14 protein-coding genes are annotated in these 16842 nt (G+C 72.4%); 6 read left to right on the top strand and 8 right to left on the bottom strand.

Annotation, left to right across the window (positions count from 1 at the left end):
* Position 1: 1 nt before the first annotated feature.
* Both EF387_RS20885 and EF387_RS20890 read left to right on the top strand, forming a co-directional pair.
* Positions 2-1237 (top strand): ROK family protein, encoded by a 1236-nt coding sequence (locus EF387_RS20885; RefSeq protein ID WP_128378118.1) that lies wholly within the window; start codon positions 2-4, stop codon positions 1235-1237.
* A 148-nt stretch (positions 1238-1385) separates the two neighbouring features.
* Positions 1386-1700, top strand: coding sequence for an SHOCT domain-containing protein (locus EF387_RS20890; protein WP_128378119.1), 315 nt, complete (start codon positions 1386-1388; stop codon positions 1698-1700).
* Between the two features lie 85 nt (positions 1701-1785).
* Here the strand turns inward: EF387_RS20890 and EF387_RS20895 are convergent, their stop codons facing one another.
* Entirely contained in the window at positions 1786-2322 is a 537-nt protein-coding gene (locus tag EF387_RS20895; protein ID WP_128378120.1) for an ATP-binding protein, read from the bottom strand.
* A 226-nt stretch (positions 2323-2548) separates the two neighbouring features.
* Positions 2549-2869: a hypothetical protein gene (locus tag EF387_RS20900; protein ID WP_128378121.1), complete on the bottom strand. Its 321-nt coding sequence runs from the start codon at positions 2867-2869 to the stop codon at positions 2549-2551.
* A 426-nt stretch (positions 2870-3295) separates the two neighbouring features.
* On the opposite strand from EF387_RS20900, the gene EF387_RS20905 reads away from it, so the two are divergent.
* Entirely contained in the window at positions 3296-4486 is a 1191-nt protein-coding gene (locus EF387_RS20905) for a PLP-dependent cysteine synthase family protein (protein WP_128378287.1), read from the top strand.
* Between the two features lie 27 nt (positions 4487-4513).
* Here EF387_RS20905 and EF387_RS20910 read toward each other — a convergent pair whose 3' ends face one another.
* The gene (locus tag EF387_RS20910; protein ID WP_128378122.1) at positions 4514-5389 is read right to left on the bottom strand and encodes a DeoR/GlpR family DNA-binding transcription regulator; all 876 of its coding nucleotides are present in this window, start codon (positions 5387-5389) and stop codon (positions 4514-4516) included.
* A gap of 274 nt (positions 5390-5663) precedes the next feature.
* On the opposite strand from EF387_RS20910, the gene EF387_RS20915 reads away from it, so the two are divergent.
* Entirely contained in the window at positions 5664-8330 is a 2667-nt protein-coding gene (locus tag EF387_RS20915) for a hypothetical protein (protein WP_420802602.1), read from the top strand.
* Here the strand turns inward: EF387_RS20915 and EF387_RS20920 are convergent.
* From EF387_RS20920 to EF387_RS20935, 4 genes are all read right to left on the bottom strand, one after another.
* Positions 8300-10753 carry a right-handed parallel beta-helix repeat-containing protein gene (locus EF387_RS20920; RefSeq protein ID WP_162467176.1) on the bottom strand — a complete coding sequence of 818 codons (2454 nt, stop codon included), beginning with the start codon at positions 10751-10753 and terminating at the stop codon, positions 8300-8302. The genes EF387_RS20915 and EF387_RS20920 overlap by 31 nt on opposite strands.
* A gap of 127 nt (positions 10754-10880) precedes the next feature.
* Positions 10881-11486, bottom strand: coding sequence for an Rv1733c family protein (locus EF387_RS20925; RefSeq protein ID WP_128378124.1), 606 nt, complete (start codon positions 11484-11486; stop codon positions 10881-10883).
* Positions 11487-11649: 163 nt separating this feature from the next.
* Positions 11650-12480 carry an MOSC domain-containing protein gene (locus EF387_RS20930; RefSeq protein ID WP_128378125.1) on the bottom strand — a complete coding sequence of 277 codons (831 nt, stop codon included), beginning with the start codon at positions 12478-12480 and terminating at the stop codon, positions 11650-11652.
* A gap of 59 nt (positions 12481-12539) precedes the next feature.
* Positions 12540-12998, bottom strand: a complete 459-nt coding sequence (locus EF387_RS20935; RefSeq protein WP_128378126.1) for a DUF6643 family protein — start codon at positions 12996-12998, stop codon at positions 12540-12542.
* 294 nt (positions 12999-13292) lie between these two features.
* Between EF387_RS20935 and EF387_RS20940 the strand changes: the two genes are divergently transcribed.
* On the top strand, positions 13293-14630 hold the full coding sequence (locus EF387_RS20940) for a TerD family protein (RefSeq protein ID WP_128378288.1): 1338 nt from the start codon (positions 13293-13295) through the stop codon (positions 14628-14630).
* 74 nt (positions 14631-14704) lie between these two features.
* On the opposite strand, the gene EF387_RS20945 is transcribed toward EF387_RS20940, so the two are convergent.
* Positions 14705-15835, bottom strand: coding sequence for a glycosyltransferase (locus EF387_RS20945; RefSeq protein ID WP_420802606.1), 1131 nt, complete (start codon positions 15833-15835; stop codon positions 14705-14707).
* Between the two features lie 115 nt (positions 15836-15950).
* Between EF387_RS20945 and EF387_RS20950 the strand changes: the two genes are divergently transcribed.
* The gene (locus EF387_RS20950) at positions 15951-16736 is read left to right on the top strand and encodes a glutamate racemase (protein WP_128378128.1); all 786 of its coding nucleotides are present in this window, start codon (positions 15951-15953) and stop codon (positions 16734-16736) included.
* The last annotated feature ends 106 nt before the right edge of the window (positions 16737-16842 follow it).

Below are 16842 nucleotides of genomic sequence, written 5' to 3' on the forward strand. Positions count from 1 at the left end.
CATGACCGGCAATGCGGACCCCCGGAGGGCGGGGGAAGGGACCACACGGGCACGGCTGGACCGCGGGCGCGGAGCGCTCGGCCCGGCCCTGGAACTCGTGCACACCGGACGCGCCCCGACCCGTGCCGTGCTCACCGCCGAACTGGGCGTCACCCGGGCCACGGCCGGGGCGGTGGCCGCGGAGCTGGAGGCGCTCGGGCTGATCCGGGTCGACGCCCGGCCGGGCATCGCCTCCGGTGCGCAGGGCCGGCCCTCGCACCGGCTCGCGGTGGCGGAGGACGGGCCGGTGGCCCTGGCCGCGCAGGTCCACGCCGACGGCTTCCGGGCCGCGCTGGTCGGGCTCGGCGGCCGGATCGTGGCGACCGCGCCGGGCTGCGAGACGGTCGACGCGGACCCGGCCAAGGTGCTCGGTTCCGTGGTCGAGGCAGGAGCGGAGCTGTTGCGCCAGACAGGGCGGCGGTGCGTCGGCGCCGGGCTCGCGGTGCCGTCCGCGGTCGCCGAACCGGACGGCCTGGCTCTCAACCCGCTCCACCTCGCCTGGCCCGCGGGTTCCCCGGTACGGCAGATCTTCGCCGAGCGGGTCCGCGAGGCTGGTCTCGAGGGGCCGGTGTTCGCCGGGAACGACGTCAACCTCGCCGCGCTCGCCGAACACCGGCACGGGGCCGGCCGCGGCTCCCGGGACCTGTTGTGCGTGGCCACCGGGCACCGGGGCGTCGGCGGTGCACTCGTGCTCGACGGGCGGCTGCACACGGGGAGTTCGGGGCTCGCCCTGGAGGTCGGCCACCTCACGGTCACCCCCGAGGGCCGCCCGTGCCACTGCGGCAGCCGGGGCTGCCTGGACGTCGAGGCGGATCCCCTCGCGTTCCTCACCGCGGCGGGCCGCGACCCGGGCCCGGAGATCTCCCTGCTCCAGCAGGCCAACGACCTGATCCGCGGTCACTACGCGGACCCGGACGTCCGCACGGCGGCCGAGACGCTGATCGACCGTCTCGGTCTCGGCCTGGCGGGTCTGGTCAACATCCTGAACCCGGACCGCATCATCCTCGGCGGACTCCACCGCACCCTGCTTGACGCCGACCCGGAACGCCTCCGGGCCGTCGTCGCGGACCGCAGCCTGTGGGGCCAGAGCGGCGGCGTGCCGATCCTCGCCTGCAGCCTCGACCACAACAGCCTGGTCGGCGCCGCCGAGTTGGCCTGGCAACCGGTCCTGGACGACCCGCTGGCCGCCCTGCTCTGAGGTCTGCCGGAGGGCGCCGGGCGTCGCGTACTCCCGCCGTGGTACGCGCACTGTCGCTTGCCGTACGACGACGCGGACCCCTCCCCGGAGCGAGTCTCGAAGCATCTCGACAACGCCATCCGAGCGCTTCGAAGGAGATGAGTCCGAGATGCAGACACTCGCGAACTGGGACGGCGGACCCGGACCGTGGATCCTGTTCCTCCCGCTGGTCTGGGCGGCCGTGGTGATCGGCGTCGTGACCCTGCTGCGCCGCACCGTGTGGCGCGGGCGCGGCGGGCCGTGGCGTGCCATGGACCACCGTCCGCGGGGCGACTCACCGATCGCCGTCCTCGGCCGCCGCTTCGCCTCCGGCGAGATCGACGAGGACGAGTACTGGCGAAGGCTGTCCGTCCTGGACGAGCAGTTCGGCCAGTTCGAACAGTTCGGCCCGTTCGGTCAGTCGGGTCGTACAGGGAAGGGGTGAGCCGTCTGACCACCATGACCCCGACCACCCCTCGCCCCGCCGCCGGCACGGGGCCTCCGGCTCCGGAACGTCGACGCTCACCCGGTCAGCGGACCGCCGCCGACCGGGCGGGGGCATGCCCGGGCCCGCGTCCGTCGGCGAGCTCCGCCGGGGCGAACGGCTCCGCCGACCGCGTACGGCCGGGCAGTTGGGCCAGGACGTGCGGTGGGCAGAGCGACATCGCCGGGGCCGACGCCGGCAGGGTGAACCACACCACCTTGCCGGTGTCACCCTGCGGACGCGCCCCCCAGCTCTCGCTCACCGCGGCGACGAGGGCGAGGCCCCGACCGCAGGTGGCGAAGGGGTCCGCGTCCTGCACCTCGGGAAGCCGGGGGTCGTGGTCGTGGACGGAGACCGTGAGCCGGCCCAGCAGCAGCTCGATCTCCACCGTGCACGTCTTGTCGGGCTGGGCGTGCCGGTGCACGTTGGTCAGCAGCTCGGTCACGCCGAGCGCGGCCCGGTCTATCAAGGGATCCAGATGCCAGTAGCGCAACTGCGCAGATACGATTCTGCGGACCTGACCGATCCGCGACGGCAGGGCTTGGAGCTCCACCGTGCAATGCCTGCTCGGCTGGCTGATCACGGCTGCGACTCCCCGAATTGGGTTCCGGAAGAAGACGAGAACGGCTGCGGCGGGAGGGCGGCGGTGCGAAGCCGACCCGCCGCCGACCGCTGCTGTGCTGCGGCTGCGTCCTACGGCCGCCTGTTGTCATGTCCGACGGTCCGCTGCGCAGCGTCATCGCCGGTGCACCGAGAGTGATGTGAGACCAGCGTGACGGAAGGGGTGAGGCTGTGCAACTCGCGTTTGGTCAGCCGCGTCGGCCGGCCGCCTTGCGGACCGCCTCGATGAACCGGCGCGCGGCCGGCGGCCCGGGCTGGCCGGGGGCGGGGTCGTTCTCACCGAGGGTCAGTGAGTAACGCGTGCCGTTGAGGTCCGCCAGCGCGCGGTCGTCCGAGAACCAGGGCTTCGACGCCCGTACCGCCTGCACCGGCGCGCTGTCGATCTCGCTGCCGTAACTGGTGAGCAACTGCACTCTGCCCTCGCTGATCCGGACCTGCCCGGCCCGGGTGAGCGAACGCAGCCTCTTGCCGATCCGCACGCCCTTGGCCGTGAACTCCGGCTCCGCCATGATGGCCCGCCCCCTCGTGCGTCCATGTCCGGTCGTGATCTCAGTGTGTACCCCCGTGCGGTGCAGTCTGCCTGGCCCCGGCGCGGAGCACCAGTGCGTGAGGCGGTCGCACCCAGGTCATCCGGTGCACTGACGCGAATGCGCCCCCGGACCGTGGTGCTCCGTGCGCCAGGCGTGCCTTTGAGCGCCTCAAAGAAGTGTTTATGCAGGTGAGAAGCGTGCGGAAGCTGTCTATGATCGGGGCGTCAGGCCGCGTCCCAACCGGCGACGGCACAGCGCGAAGAGGAGCCCGCCGTGAGCATCCCCCGAACGGCGCACACCGGCGCGAGGCCCGAGGGCGCCGACAGTACGGAAGGCACCGGTGGTACCGCTGGGACCGGCGGTACCGAGGGCGCCGGGGGTACCGGGAGTGGCGAAAGCGCCGAAATCGTCGAAGGCACCGAAAGCCCGGGGAGCGCAGGCGGAGCCGGGTTTACCGGGCACAGGAGCACCGGCAGCGGCACCGCCCCGGCCCGCGCCGGACGGACCCTCGACGTCGACCACAGCGACGCGGCATACCGGGACTGGCTGAAGGAAGCGGTCCGCAAGGTGCAGGCCGAGGCCGGCCGGTCGGCCGACACGCATCTGCTGCGCTTCCCGCTGCCCGAGGAATGGGACATCGACCTCTACCTCAAGGACGAGTCGACCCATCCCACCGGCAGCCTCAAGCACCGGCTGGCCCGCTCACTGTTCCTGTACGGGCTGTGCAACGGCTGGATCCGCCCCGGACGCCCGGTGATCGAGGCGTCCAGCGGCTCGACGGCCGTCTCCGAGGCGTACTTCGCGGGCCTGATCGGGGTGCCGTTCGTCGCCGTCATGCCCCGCACGACGAGCGCCGAGAAGTGCCGGCTCATCGAGTTCCACGGCGGCCGGTGCCACTTCGTCGACGACTCGCGCCGGATGTACGAGGAGGCGGCGGCCCTCGCGGAGCGGACCGGCGGCCACTACATGGACCAGTTCACCTACGCGGAACGAGCCACGGACTGGCGCGGCAACAACAACATCGCCGAGTCCATCTTCCGCCAGCTGCGGCTGGAGCGGTTCCCCGAGCCGGCGTGGATCGTGGCGACGGCCGGCACCGGGGGCACCTCGGCGACCCTCGCCCGCTATGTGCACTACATGCAGTACGACACCCGGATCTGTGTCGCCGACCCCGACAACTCATGTTTCTTCGAGGGCTGGACGACCGGGAGCCCGGACGTCGAATGCGAACGGGGTTCCCGTATCGAGGGCATCGGACGGCCCCGGATGGAACCCAGCTTCGTGACGGGGGCCATCGACCGGATGATGAAGGTTCCGGACGCGGCGAGCGTCGCCGCCGTACGGGCGCTGGAACGGGCCATCGGGCGCAGGGCCGGAGGTTCCACCGGGACGGGACTGTGGGGCGCGCTGAAGATCGTCGCGGAGATGCTTGCCGCGGGCCGGGCGGGCAGTGTGGTGACCCTGTTGTGCGACCCCGGGGAACGGTATCTGGACAAGTACTACTCGGATGCCTGGCTGGCCGGTCAGGGGCTGGACATCGAGCCCTGTGCGGCGGTCATCAATACGTTGCTCGAGACGGGGGTGTGGTCCGAATGAACCCCCGGTGCGGTGTGTGACATCCCGTCAAACTCCTGTGGCGGCCCGGGCGTTGTCGCTGTCCTCGAAATCGTCGCGGTCGTCGGGGGCCTCCGGTTCACCCACCACCAGCAGCCGACGCAGATGCTCGGAGCTCTGCGCGCGAGCCGCGGCGGGCAGGCCCGAGTCGGTGACCCAGGTGTCGACCTGCGCCAGCGTCGCGAACGAACTCAGGCCGACAGTGCCCCACTTGGTGTGGTCGGCGACGACCACCACGCGCCGCGCGGACTGCACCAGCCGCCGGTTGGTCTCCGCCTCCGCGAGGTTCGGCGTCGACAGCCCGGCCTCGACCGATATGCCGTGCACACCGAGGAAGAGCATGTCGAAGTGGAGCGCCCCGATCGCCTGGTCGGCCACAGGCCCCACCAGTGAGTCCGAGGGCGTGCGTACGCCACCGGTGAGTACGACGGTCGCCGCCCCCTGCCGCTGCCCCGAGGTGCGCTGCGCGGCGTGGAAGACATCGGCGACGCGCACGGAATTGGTCACCACGGTCAGGTCCGGCACCTCGAGCAGCTGGTGCGCCAGCGCGTATGTCGTCGTACCGCCCGACAGCGCGATCGCCGTGCCCGGGGAGACCAGCTCCGCGGCGGCCCGGGCGATGTCCTCCTTGGCGGTCAGCTCCAGACCCGACTTGGCCTCGAAGCCCGGCTCGTGCGTGCTCGCCTCTACGACCGGGACCGCGCCACCGTGCACCTTCTCGACCACGCCCTGGCGTGCCAGCGCGTCGAGGTCGCGGCGGACCGTCATGTCGGAGACGCCGAGCTTCCTGGTGAGCTCGTTCACCCGGACCCCGCCGCGGCGCCGGACCTCATCGAGGATCAGGGCGCGCCGCTGTTCGGCGAGGAGGTTCTGATTCTCACTCACGCCCGCTCCGGTCCCTTCGACTCGCCGACACATCCTCCGAACCTCCTCCGACGTGGAGGTTCTCCGGCGCCCGTGGCCGTGAGGACGTCCCATATTCGCATGCGAGACACCGGATCGCGCCACTGTCCGGGGCGGCCCCCTACCCAGCCGCAGCCGATGTCATGCGTCACTTCCGCCAGGATCGGGGAGATTCCGTGACGAAGGGTGCGCACCGGGTTCCGATCCGTGATCCTTGAACTTGTACATGACATGCCTGACTCGGGGGACGGCAGAGATGACAGAAGCGGCGCGGCCCGCCAGCACGGCACGGCCGGACTCCTCGCCCCAGGGCGCCGAGACGGCCCTGGAACTACTGGTCCACGGCGTCGGCGGGACGACACCGGAGAAGATGCTGGACGATCCGCGTACGGTCCGGATCACCGGTGACGAGACGGCGGCCGTCTTCCGACGCATCGACGACGCGGACGCGGAACGGCGACCGCGGGACTACCGCGGCAAACCGGTGCCGGAAGCCTACGTCTGGTGCAATCTCACCTCCGGCAACGGAGCCCGTGCGCTGTGGCTGCTGCTGCTCCCCTTCATGGTGGTCAACCTGGCGCACTGGATGCGCCCCGCCGGGCGCGGCCGACTGCGGACCATACGCCTGTACGGGCTGATCGTGCGGCTGACCGGGCTGACCCTGACCGTGCTGCTGGTGGCCGCCGCCTGCGAGGTCGCGCTCGACCTCGCCGCCTGGCAGTGCGCCGGTTCGTCCGGCTGTGCCACCGACCACTCATGGCTGGGGTTCCTCTCGCCGCACGTCACCCGCGACGGCTGGTGGACCCAGCCGGGGCGGCGGCTCGCCCTCGCCTCCGCGGTCCCCGCGGCGCTCGTCGTCCTGCTGTGGTACCTGGCACACCGCACCTGGAACGCCTACGAGTCACAGCCGCCGCTGCCGCGCCGCCCCGAGACCCCGGACGACGCCGACCGCACCGCGCTCGGGCGCCCGGGCTTCTGGTACGGGCGCAGACTGGTCGCCCGGCTGCGGGCCGCGCACACCGCCGCCGGTTTCCTCACGATCGCAGCGGTGGTCGGCACCCCGGCCGGCCGCTTCGACCGCGAGGAGGGCGGGCCGGCGATCCTCGACGTCCTCGGCGGTCTCATCGAGGCGGGGCTCGCGGTGGGCGCCGTGCTCGTCGTGTGGGTGGTGTGCTGCCGGGGCCGCAGCGAGCACCGTGTCGACGAGATCCTCGACCGGGACCTGATCCGCCGGCTCCCCGCGGCCTCGGTCGCCCTGTTCGCACTCACCGCCGTCTACGCGGGCTGGTCCCGCCCCGGCTGGCGGTCCGGGAACCGGCTGCCGGGCGACGCCGCCTTCGGCGGGATCGTCCTCGTGCAGGGTCTGCTGGTGATCGCGCTCGGCGTGGTCGCCCATCTCCTCTTCCGCTCCCGGCCCGAGTCCCGTACGGCGATGCGCGGCCTCGCCGGGCCCGCCGTCGCGATGCTGGCCTGCGCGCTGGGCGGGGTGATGTCCGGCGGGGTCGCACAGCGCGTCGCCGACTGGCTGGACGGCCGCTCCGGCTCGATCGCGGGCCCACCGGTCCTGCTCACCTGGCAGGCCTCGGTGATCCCGCCGCTGCTGGTCGTCCTGCTGATCCTGCTCGCCTGGCTGTCCTGGCGGACGTGGCGGCGGCGCCGGGCCGAGCTGGACCTGGTGGAAAGCGAGTACGGCCTCGACCGGCCGACCGCCCCCCGAGGCGGCGAGGGGGCGACGGGCGACGGCGACGGGCATGAGCCGGGCGGCGATGCGGCCCGGGTGCCGGGGGAGCCGGCCGAGGGGGAGGGGTGGATGCGCAGCGACCCGGACGGGGGTGAGCGGGAGCGCAGGGATGTGGCCCGCACCCGGCGGATCGCCGGGGCACGGGCGACCGCCAGGCTCACCGACGAGGCGCCGCTCGTCATCGGCATCGTGTCCGCCGTGACCCTGCTGCTCGGCGCGGGCGCCCTCATCGGTGCCCTCACCACCCGCCAGGTGCCGGCCGAGGCCGCGCGCGATTCCTACGACGTCGTCGAGGGCGCCGCCGAGGCCGCCCAGGCGCTCGGGTCCTGGCTGATCGGCCTCGGCTTCATCCTCTTCGTCACCTGGGGACGCCGCGCCTACAAGGACGCCTCCGCGCGCCGAACCATCGGCATCCTCTGGGACGTCGGCACCTTCTGGCCGCGCGCCGCACACCCCTTCGCGCCCCCCTGTTACGCCGAGCGCGCCGTTCCCGACCTGGCCTGGCGCATGGCCACCTGGACCCGAGCCACCGGCGGGCGGCTCGTCATCTCCGGGCACTCCCAGGGCAGTGTCCTCGCCGCCGCCGCGGCCTGGCAGCTGCGCCCGGAGGTGCGGCGGCGGGTCGCGCTGCTCACCTACGGCTCACCCCTGGAGCGGCTCTACGGACGCTGGTTCCCCGCGCACTTCGGGTCCGACTCGCTCAGCTGCCTGCACCGCGAGGTCGACTGCTGGCGCAACCTGTACCGCCTCACCGACCCCATCGGCGGTCCCGTCCGGCTCACCGGCGCATGCGGTCCGCAGGTCGACCGAGCCGCCCTGCGGGACCCGCTCGCCTACGGCCGCACCCCGAGCCACCCGCTCCCCGCACCGATCCTCGGCCACAGCGACTACCAGGCGGACCCCGCCTTCGCCGACGAACGGGAGCACCTGCTGACCAGACTGCGCCCGGAAGTGCCGGACCCGCGCCCCGAGCACACGCCACCGAAAGCCCCCGGCGACGCCAACACCCCCGGCCCAGTGCCCGACGCACCGGGTGCGGTGCCCGGCGCTCCTGGCCCGGTTCCCGGGGGCCCCGGTGCTCCCGGACCGGTTCCCGGCGCTCCCGGCCCAGTGCCCGACGCCCCCGGCCCAGTGCCCAACGCCCGTGCTTCTCAGGGCAGTTCGGGCAAGTCCTCGGCATAGAGCAGGGTGAGGTCGTCCGTGCTCGGTTCGGCGAGCTGGGCGACCCGGCCCGCGTGCCGCTCCACCATCGCCTCGAACGTCTGCCGCGCCGTGCGGCCGTTGCCGAACGCGGGGCCCTTCGGGATCGCGCCGAAGTACTTCAGCAGGGCCTGCGCCGCCCCCGGCGCCAGCCGGTACTCGTGCTCCTCGGCCTGCTGCTCCACGATCCGCAGCAGTTCCTCGGGCAGGTAGTCGCTGAAGGTGATGGTCCGTGAGAACCGGGAGGCCACACCCGGGTTGACCGACAGGAAACGCTCCATCTCCTCGGTGTAGCCCGCGACGATCACCACGACCGCCTCCCGGTGGTCCTCCATCAGCTTCACCAGCGTGTCGATCGCCTCCCGGCCGAAGTCACGCCCGGAGTCCTCCGGCGAGAGCGCGTACGCCTCGTCGATGAAGAGCACCCCGCCACGCGCCCGGTCGAACGCCTCCTGCGTTCGGATCGCCGTGGAACCGATGTGCTCGCCGACCAGGTCGACCCGGGACACCTCGACCAGGTGCCCCTTCTCCAGGACGCCGAGCGAGGCGAGGATCTCGCCGTAGAGCCGCGCCACCGTCGTCTTGCCGGTGCCCGGGGAACCCGTGAACACCAGGTGGCGCCGTACGGACGCCGCCTTGAGACCCGCCTGCTGCCGGCGCCGGCCCACCTCGATCATGTCGGTCAGTGCGCGCACCTCCCGCTTGACGCTGTCCAGGCCCACCAGCGCGTCCAGCTCACCGAGGACGGCCGTCGAGGCACGCGCGACCGGCTCCGGTTGCGGTTCGGGCACGGCCGTCCGCTCCGGCTCGGTGACGCGCTGGCCGGGGATCGCCCCCAGCAGTCCCGGTGACCCACTCGCCGTCGTCTGCGCGGCGGTCTCCCGCGCCGGAGCGCCCGCCGGACCGGAGGTGCGCAGCCCCGCGCTCTCGTCGCTGGTGCAGTCCTCCACGAGCGGCCCCGTGCCGCCGTCCCCGCCGCCGTCGGCGAACTCGTAACCCCCGCGCGCGCAGCGCTCCGTACGGCACTTGCGCATGGTCGTACGGCAGCCGTCGATGACATGGAAGCCGTAGCCCGCACTGCCCGTCACCCGGCAGCCGCTGAAGCTGCCGCGCCCGCCGGCGGAGACGTAGAAACCGGCCTCGGCCGGGGAGGTGACCGTGCACCGCTCGATGGTGGGGTCGGCGCCCTTGGTGACGATCACCCCGGTCTGGACGTCGTCGACCGTGCACCCGGAGAGTGTGCCGCCGCTGCCGTGGTCGCGGAACCAGGCGCCCGTCGCCGCGTCCCGGATCCGGCAGTCGTCGAGCTGCGCCGTGGCGCCGTCGCTCACCGACACGGCGGTGTTGCGCACCTGCGTGAGGTCGCTGTCGACGACATCTGCGCGGGAGCCGCGGTCCAGTACGAACAGCGCGTCCGGCACGTCGCGCACCCGGCAGGAGTCGAGGACCGCGGTGGCGCCGTCGCTCACCCACACCGCGGGGTAGTCACCCGTGCTCTCGTGGATCTCGCACTGGTTGGCGTCCACACGCGTGCCCGGGTCCCACACGGACAGGCCGTTGCGCCCGAACCGGCTCACCGTGGAACGCGTCAGGGTGAGCACCGAACGCGATCTGAGATCGACGGCGTTCTCCGGGATGTCGTGGATACGGCAGTCGGCGAGCGTGAGCACCGCGTCCGTGTCCAGTGTGACGCCGTCCGCCGTCGTACGGTGCACATCGCAGTCGGTGAGGTGTGCCGTGGCCCGGGTGGTGATCTGCACCCCGGAGCCCTTGACCTCGTACACCTCGCAACCGATCGCCTCCAGCGCGGAGTTGTCCCCGGTCGCGGACAAGCCCGAGCCGGAGGTGTGGTGCACCCGGCAGCGCTCGAGCCGGGGATGCGCGCCCCCGCGCACCGCCACGCCCGCCTGGCCCGCCGCGACGACCTCGCACTCCTCGAACACCCCGCCCCCGCCGTCGACCACGGCGATGCCGATACCGCCGGGGTTGTCGACGGTGCAGCGCCGCACGGTCGGCCGCGCGCCGCCGCGCACCTCGATCCCGGCGGCGGACCTGGTGACGATCCGGATGTCCGTCAGTTCCGGAGCGCCCTCTTCCACGAGCAGCGCGGGCGCCGCCGAGTCCTGACCCTCCACCAGAAGGTCCTGCACCACCGCCGAGGCCCGCACGGTGAGCGGCACGCCGTCGGCCGGCGCGATGCGTACGGAGCCGGGGGAGCCCTCGGGTCCGCGGAGGGTCACCGCCCGCTGAACTACGAGGTTCTCGCGGTACGTACCGGGGGCAACGGTGAGGACGTCTCCGTCGCCCGCCGCCTCCAGGGCCGCGGCCAGCGAGCCGTACTCACCCGTGCGGCGCCGCCACCGCGAGGTGCCGGTGTGTGTCACCTGGACCGTGCCCTGTGCCATGGCGCTGCTGTGCCCCCACCTCGTTGTACGCGGATCCTCGCGGCATGCGCGAAAGGTAGCCGAACAGTTCGGCTGGTCCACCGTAGCGTGCGCGGAGATGGGGAGTTGACCCGAGCCGACAGGCTGTTCAGCTGCCCGTGCCCGTCCTGCCCCAGTCGGGTCCGGCCTGCTCCCACGCGCGGTCCCAGCGGGCGTACCGCCTGCGTATCAGCCGCCATACGATCAACCGCCGACTCGCCTCGACCAGTCCGGCGGACGCCAGCATCACACCGAAACCGGCCAGCACGGCATGGGTCGTCGCCGTGGCACTGTCCAGCGGGCGGCTGACGATGCCGCCCTGATCGTCCGTCCATATCGTGAACCGGTCACCGGGCCGGGGGTCCTTCAGGGGGGCCAGCACCGTGCCGTGCCGTCGTATGCCGTCCGGGCCCGTCCAGTTGGCCGTCACCCTGCTCTGGGCGTCCCGGACGGAAGATGACTCGGGGTCGGGGTCCAGACCGACGCGGGTGTGCTGCTTCACCACCGTGGCCGTCGCCTCGTGGCGGACGCGGTGCTGCTCCCGTACCGACCGCTGCAGAGCGTCCTGGGCCAGGCTTCCGCAGAGTGCGCCGATCAGTGGCGCGGCGACCAGGATGAGCACGGCGGCGGCCAGCGCGACCCACGCCTCGACGAGGTCGGTCGTACGGCGCAGCGGGTTGTGCCGCCAGCGCCAGAGTCCGCCGATTGCCCGCACCCCTTGGAACCCCCTTCCCCGACCGTCATAACCCCGAACGGCACCGCCCACGCCCGGACCGGCGGAAGAGAGAGCCATATCACCCGCTCTCACGGGCCTCACCCGGACGTCTTACGCGATCTGAACGTGTGTGCCCTTGTTCCGGGTTCCCCGTCGGTGGGGACTATTCGAGGATCCTCAGCGGATCGCCGATCCGCAGGGTGCCGGTCGACTCGGGAATCAGGTTCTGGCCGAAGACGAGGCTGTTGCCGAAGCGCCGGAAGCGGCCCAGGGTGCGCAGCGGTTCCCGGCCGCGGTCGCCGGTGCCCTGGTCGGTGGTGGTGACGACGCAGCGCGCGCACGCCTTGGGCACCCGGAAGGCGATGTCGCCGATGGCGATCCGGGACCAGGAGTCCTCCGCCCAGGGCTCGGTGCCGGACACCACGACGTTGGGCCGGAAACGGTTCATGGGCAGCGGGCCCTCGTCGGCGTTGTCACCCCGGGCGATCAGGGTGTTGAGGGCGTCCAGCGAGGCGACGGTGGTGAGCAGCAGCGGATAGCCGTCGGCGAAGCTCACGGTCTCGTCCGGGCGGGCGTACTCGGGGTCGACCGCACGGCTCGTGGCCGGGTCGTGCATATGGACGAGATGGACGTCCTCGCCCAGGTACGCGCTGCACCAGGCGTGCGCGGCGGGGTCGGCGGCCAGGGCCATCACCTTGTCGCCGAAGATGTCCACCGTGACCGTGCCGGCCCGCTCGGGTTCCGGGCAGCGGATGTCCGCCGGTTCCCGGCCGGGCGCGGACAGCCGCACGCCGCCGCCGGGCAGCAGCTCGGCGGCGGCGCGCGCCAGACTCGGTTGCTGGCGCTGGGTGACGACCCTGCCGGAGGCGTCGATCAGTACCCAGCGCCGGTCTCCGGCCAGCCCCCAGGGCTCCACGACGGCCTCCCGGGGCGCCTGGCCCCGGAACGCCTTGACCGGATGGACGTGTATCGAGTGCAGTTCCGCGTTCCCCATGACGTCATCGTGCCAGGTGACAGCGGATTCCCGGGCGGATTATCGACCGGGTCGGCGGATCAGTAACCGCGGTACTGCTGGCCGTTGTACTGGTCCTGCTGGTACGGAGCCGGGGCGGGCCTCGGTGTGGCCGGGCGCATCGCCTCGTAACCCGTGGTGCCCAGCGGGCGCGGTTGCTGCGGCTGCGGTGTGCCCGGGTAGCCGCGCGGTCCCGCGGGCTGCTGCGGGATGTACGGCGCGGCCTGCTGCAGCGGGGCCGGCTGCTGGGCCTGCGGGTAGCCGTAGGACGGGGCCTGGTAGGACGGCCCGGCCGGCAGGGCGGGCAGCGCCGACGGCAACGCGGGCAGGTAGCTGCCCGGCGTGGACGGGCTGCTGCCCGAGTCGTAAGCGGCGGGCACCCGGATCGGAGCGATCTGGGGCGTTCCCCGCTCGGCTACGAGACGGTCGTAGATCGGGGTGTCCGAGAAGGACGAGGCGGAGTAGTAGCCGCCGCCATAGGTGGAGCGGGGGGGAGTCATGGCACATAAGTTAAGCCCACGATGTGCCGGTTGGGGAGTCCGATAAGAGGGTTGTTTTCCGTGTCGGCTCGGGTCTGGGTTCCCTAATCAGAGCGAACTTGGCAAAAAGGGGCGGCGGCGATGGTTCCTTTTGTATAAAGGCCGAGTTCCGAGGTGGTTACCGGCGAGTTGGGTGACGCCCTTGACGAACGCGGCCATGGGCGTGGCGCGCGCGAGGGAATAGGTTGACGGAGAACCACTGAGCGGACTGCCGCGACACGTCGGTCGGAGACACCCCAGGGGGCGGACATGACAATGTCTAAAGGTTCGAATGTTCAGGTGCCGACAGCCGGACTTCGCGTCGAATTGGGGTGGCGTTCCGGCCCGGGAGTGCCCGACGCCGATGCCTCGGCGCTCCTGCTGGTCTCCGGAAAGGTGCGGAGCGACGGGGATTTCATCTTCTACAACCAGCCCGAGCACTCCTCCGGGGCGGTGCGGCACGAGGGCAAGCGGAACTCCGGCGGCCAGGTGACCGACACGCTCTTCATCGACCTCCCGCGCGTGGAGCCCGCCATCGAGACGGTGGTGGTGGCCGCCTCCGCCGACGGCGGCTCCTTCGGGCAGGTGCCCGGTCTGCACGTCCGCGTGCTGAACGGAACCCAGGAGATCGCGCGTTTCGACAGCACGGACGCCACCGTCGAAACCGCTTTCGTGCTCGGAGAGTTCTACCGCCGCCAGGGCGCCTGGAAATTCCGGGCCGTCGGACAGGGGTACGGCAGCGGCCTGGAGGGGCTGGCGACGGACTACGGCATCACGGTCGACGAACCTCAGCACACGGCGCCGTCCGCGGCCGGCGGGGTGACCGCGCCCCCGTCCCCGCAGCCCTCCGCCCCCGTCGGCGCACCCCCTCCGCCGACGCCCACCCTCCCCGCGACGGCTCCGCCCCCCGTCTCCCCGCCCGTCACCGTTTCCCCGCCGACGCCGCCGCACACTCCGCCGCAGCCCGCGGCCCCCGTGCGCCTCACCAAAGTCACCCTCACCAAGGAAGCCCCCTCGGTCTCGCTGACCAAGCAGGGCGGCACCTCGGGAGCCATGCGCGTCAACCTCAACTGGCAGGTGCGCAAACAGTTCTCCGGCTGGGGCAGCAAGCGCGGCCGGGCCGTCGCCATGCACTCCGACCTCGACCTCGACCTGTGCGCGCTGTTCGAACTCTCCGACGGTCAGAAGGGTGTCGTACAGGCGCTCGGCAACGCCTTCGGTGCCCTGCACCAGCCCCCGTTCATCCATCTCGACGGTGACGACCGCACCGGGGCCGTGGACAGCGGGGAGAACCTCACGATCAACCTCGACCACCAGTGGGCCTTCCGGCGCATCCTCATCTTCGTGACCATCTACGAGGGCGCCCGCTCCTTCGCCGACCTGCACGCCACGGTGACCCTCCAGCCGCTGCACGGCGCACCGGTGGAGTTCTCCCTCGACGAGTGCACGGTCCCCTCCACCGTGTGCGCGCTGGCCCTCATCACCAACACCGGCAACGACCTCATCGTGCAGCGCGAGGCCCGCTATCTCGTCCCCGAACGAGGCGTCAGTCCGCAGCGCACCGTCGACTACGCCTACGGGTGGGGCATGAACTGGACACCCGGCCGGAAGTGACCCGGGCCGAAGGTGACCTCTGCTCCGTCCGGAGGTGCCCTCGGCCGGAGCCCGCCGGAGCCGACCGGCGTCTTTCAGCGCTGCTCGGGCGCGGCTTCCGGCGGTGCGCCGGGGCGTGCGTACGTACGCCCCTTCCACGCGGAACCGCGCCCCCGGTAGTGCTGCACCGCGGAGTCGACCGTCATGAGGAGGTAGAGGAGCGCGGTGAACGGCAACAGCGGGGCGAACCGTACGGGCTGGCGGTAGTAGCGCAGCATCGGCACGTACGTCGCCGTCATCACCAGCCAGGCGAGCCCTCCCGCCGCAGCCGTGACCGCGCTGCCCGCGACCGCACCGACGAGGAGCGCCACCGGTGGCACGAGATAGACGAGGGCCAGGCCCAGCACCGTGCCCGTCAACAGCAGGGGGTTGTGCCGCAGTTGTGCGTACGCGCTGCGGGAGACCATCCGCCACAGGTCGTGCAGCCGCGGGTACGGCCGCATGCTGTCGACCCGGTCGGCGAGCCCCAGCCAGAGGTGGCCACCGGTCCGCTTGACCGCCTTCGCCAGTGCCACGTCGTCGATGACGGCGTGCCGGATCACGTCCGGGACCCCGGCCCGCTCGGCGGCCCCGGTACGCAGCAGCACACAACCGCCCGCGGCGGCGGCCGTGCGCGAGCCCCGCACGGCGATCCACCGGAACGGGTACAACTGCGCGAAGAAGTACACGAAGGCCGGCACGACGAGCCGCTCCCACAGTGTCTCCACGCGCAGCCGCGCCATCTGCGACACCAGGTCGTAGCCCCCCGAGCGGGCGGCGGCCACCAACTCCCGCAGACTGTCCGGCCCGTGCGCGATGTCCGCGTCCGTCAGCAGCAGGTATTCGGGAGTACGCGCGCGTGCCAGGTCCATTCCCCGGCGCACCGCCCAGAGCTTGCCCGCCCAGCCCGCGGGCGGCTCCCCGGGGGAGGTGACGGTCAGCGGCAGCCCGCCGTGCCGTTCGGCCAGTGCACGGGCCACTTCCCCGGTGCCGTCCGAACTGCCGTCGTCGACAAGGAAGATCTCAGCCGGGCCCGGATAGTCCTGCGCAAGCAGCGACGGCAGACTCGCGGGCAGCACGGCGGCCTCGTCCCGGGCCGGTACGACGACACAGACGGACGGCCACACCTCCGGCTCCCGGCGCGGTGGCAACCGCAGATCCGTACGCCAGAAGAAGCCCTGACCCATCAGCAGCCACAGCCAGGCGGCCAGCGATCCGACGGCGGTCCACGCAACGGCGTTCACCTGCCGCAGTCTGCCCCACGGAGCCGGTCCGCCGAACCCGATCGGGTATGGTGCCCGGGTGAAGATCGCGCTCATGGACACCGGTATCGGACTGCTGGCGGCCGCCACCGCGGTCCGGAGACTGCGTCCCGACGCCGATCTCGTCCTCTCCTCCGACCCCGACGGAATGCCCTGGGGACCGCGTACCCCGGAGGACATCAGGGCCCGTTCCCTCGTCGTCGCCGAAGCCGCCGCCGCGCACCGTCCCGACGCCCTCATCGTCGCCTGCAACACCGCGACGGTGCACGCCCTGCCCGTCCTGCGCGAGCGTTTCGAACCGGAGCTGCCGGTCATCGGAACCGTCCCGGCGATCAAGCCGGCCGCCGCGGGCGGCGGACCCGTCGCCATCTGGGCCACCCCCGCCACCACCGGGAGCCCCTACCAGCGCGGCCTCATCCGCGACTTCGCCGACGGTGTGGCGGTCACCGAGGTGCCGTGTCCCGGACTCGCCGAGGCCGTCCAGTACGCCGACGAGGCGGCCATCACCCTCGCCGTCGCCGCCGCGGCCGAACTCACCGCGCCGGACGTACGGGCCGTCGTGCTGGGCTGCACCCATTACGAGCTCGTCGCCGAGCGCATCCGAACGGCCGTGCAGCAGCCCGGCCTGCCCCCGCTCGTCCTGCACGGCTCGGCCGGTGCGGTGGCCGCCCAGGCGCTGCGCCGGATCGGCGAGCAGCCCGCTCCGGACGCGCCCGCCGGGGGCACGCTCACCGTGATCCTCAGCGGACGCGAGGAGCAGCTTCCGACCGTGGCGCTCAGGTATGAGGAAGGCCGGCTGCTGCGGGCCGTCAGCCCCGCGCGCTGACGGTCCGTCGGACCCCCCGGCCCCCCGGGGGGCATCGGATGACACGTCCGTGCGTCGGGCCCTTGGCCGGAGTTCTTCGGCCCCGCGTTCCCAAGGGCCGTACGGA

Source organism: Streptomyces cavernae, assembly GCF_004023625.1.
Classification (GTDB): Bacteria; Actinomycetota; Actinomycetes; order Streptomycetales; family Streptomycetaceae; genus Streptomyces; species Streptomyces cavernae.

Excerpts from the sequence above, each read along its gene's own strand:
- EF387_RS20900 (WP_128378121.1), bottom strand. The coding sequence starts at position 2,869 with ATGGCGGAGCCGGAGTTCACGGCCAAGGGCGTGCGGATCGGCAAGAGG.
- EF387_RS20920 (WP_162467176.1), bottom strand. The coding sequence starts at position 10,753 with ATGGCACAGGGCACGGTCCAGGTGACACACACCGGCACCTCGCGGTGG.
- EF387_RS20935 (WP_128378126.1), bottom strand. The coding sequence starts at position 12,998 with ATGACTCCCCCCCGCTCCACCTATGGCGGCGGCTACTACTCCGCCTCG.
- EF387_RS20940 (WP_128378288.1), top strand. The coding sequence starts at position 13,293 with ATGTCTAAAGGTTCGAATGTTCAGGTGCCGACAGCCGGACTTCGCGTC.
- EF387_RS20890 (WP_128378119.1), top strand. The coding sequence starts at position 1,386 with ATGCAGACACTCGCGAACTGGGACGGCGGACCCGGACCGTGGATCCTG.
- EF387_RS20915 (WP_420802602.1), top strand. The coding sequence starts at position 5,664 with ATGACAGAAGCGGCGCGGCCCGCCAGCACGGCACGGCCGGACTCCTCG.
- EF387_RS20885 (WP_128378118.1), top strand. The coding sequence starts at position 2 with ATGACCGGCAATGCGGACCCCCGGAGGGCGGGGGAAGGGACCACACGG.
- EF387_RS20945 (WP_420802606.1), bottom strand. The coding sequence starts at position 15,835 with ATGGGTCAGGGCTTCTTCTGGCGTACGGATCTGCGGTTGCCACCGCGC.
- EF387_RS20930 (WP_128378125.1), bottom strand. The coding sequence starts at position 12,480 with ATGGGGAACGCGGAACTGCACTCGATACACGTCCATCCGGTCAAGGCG.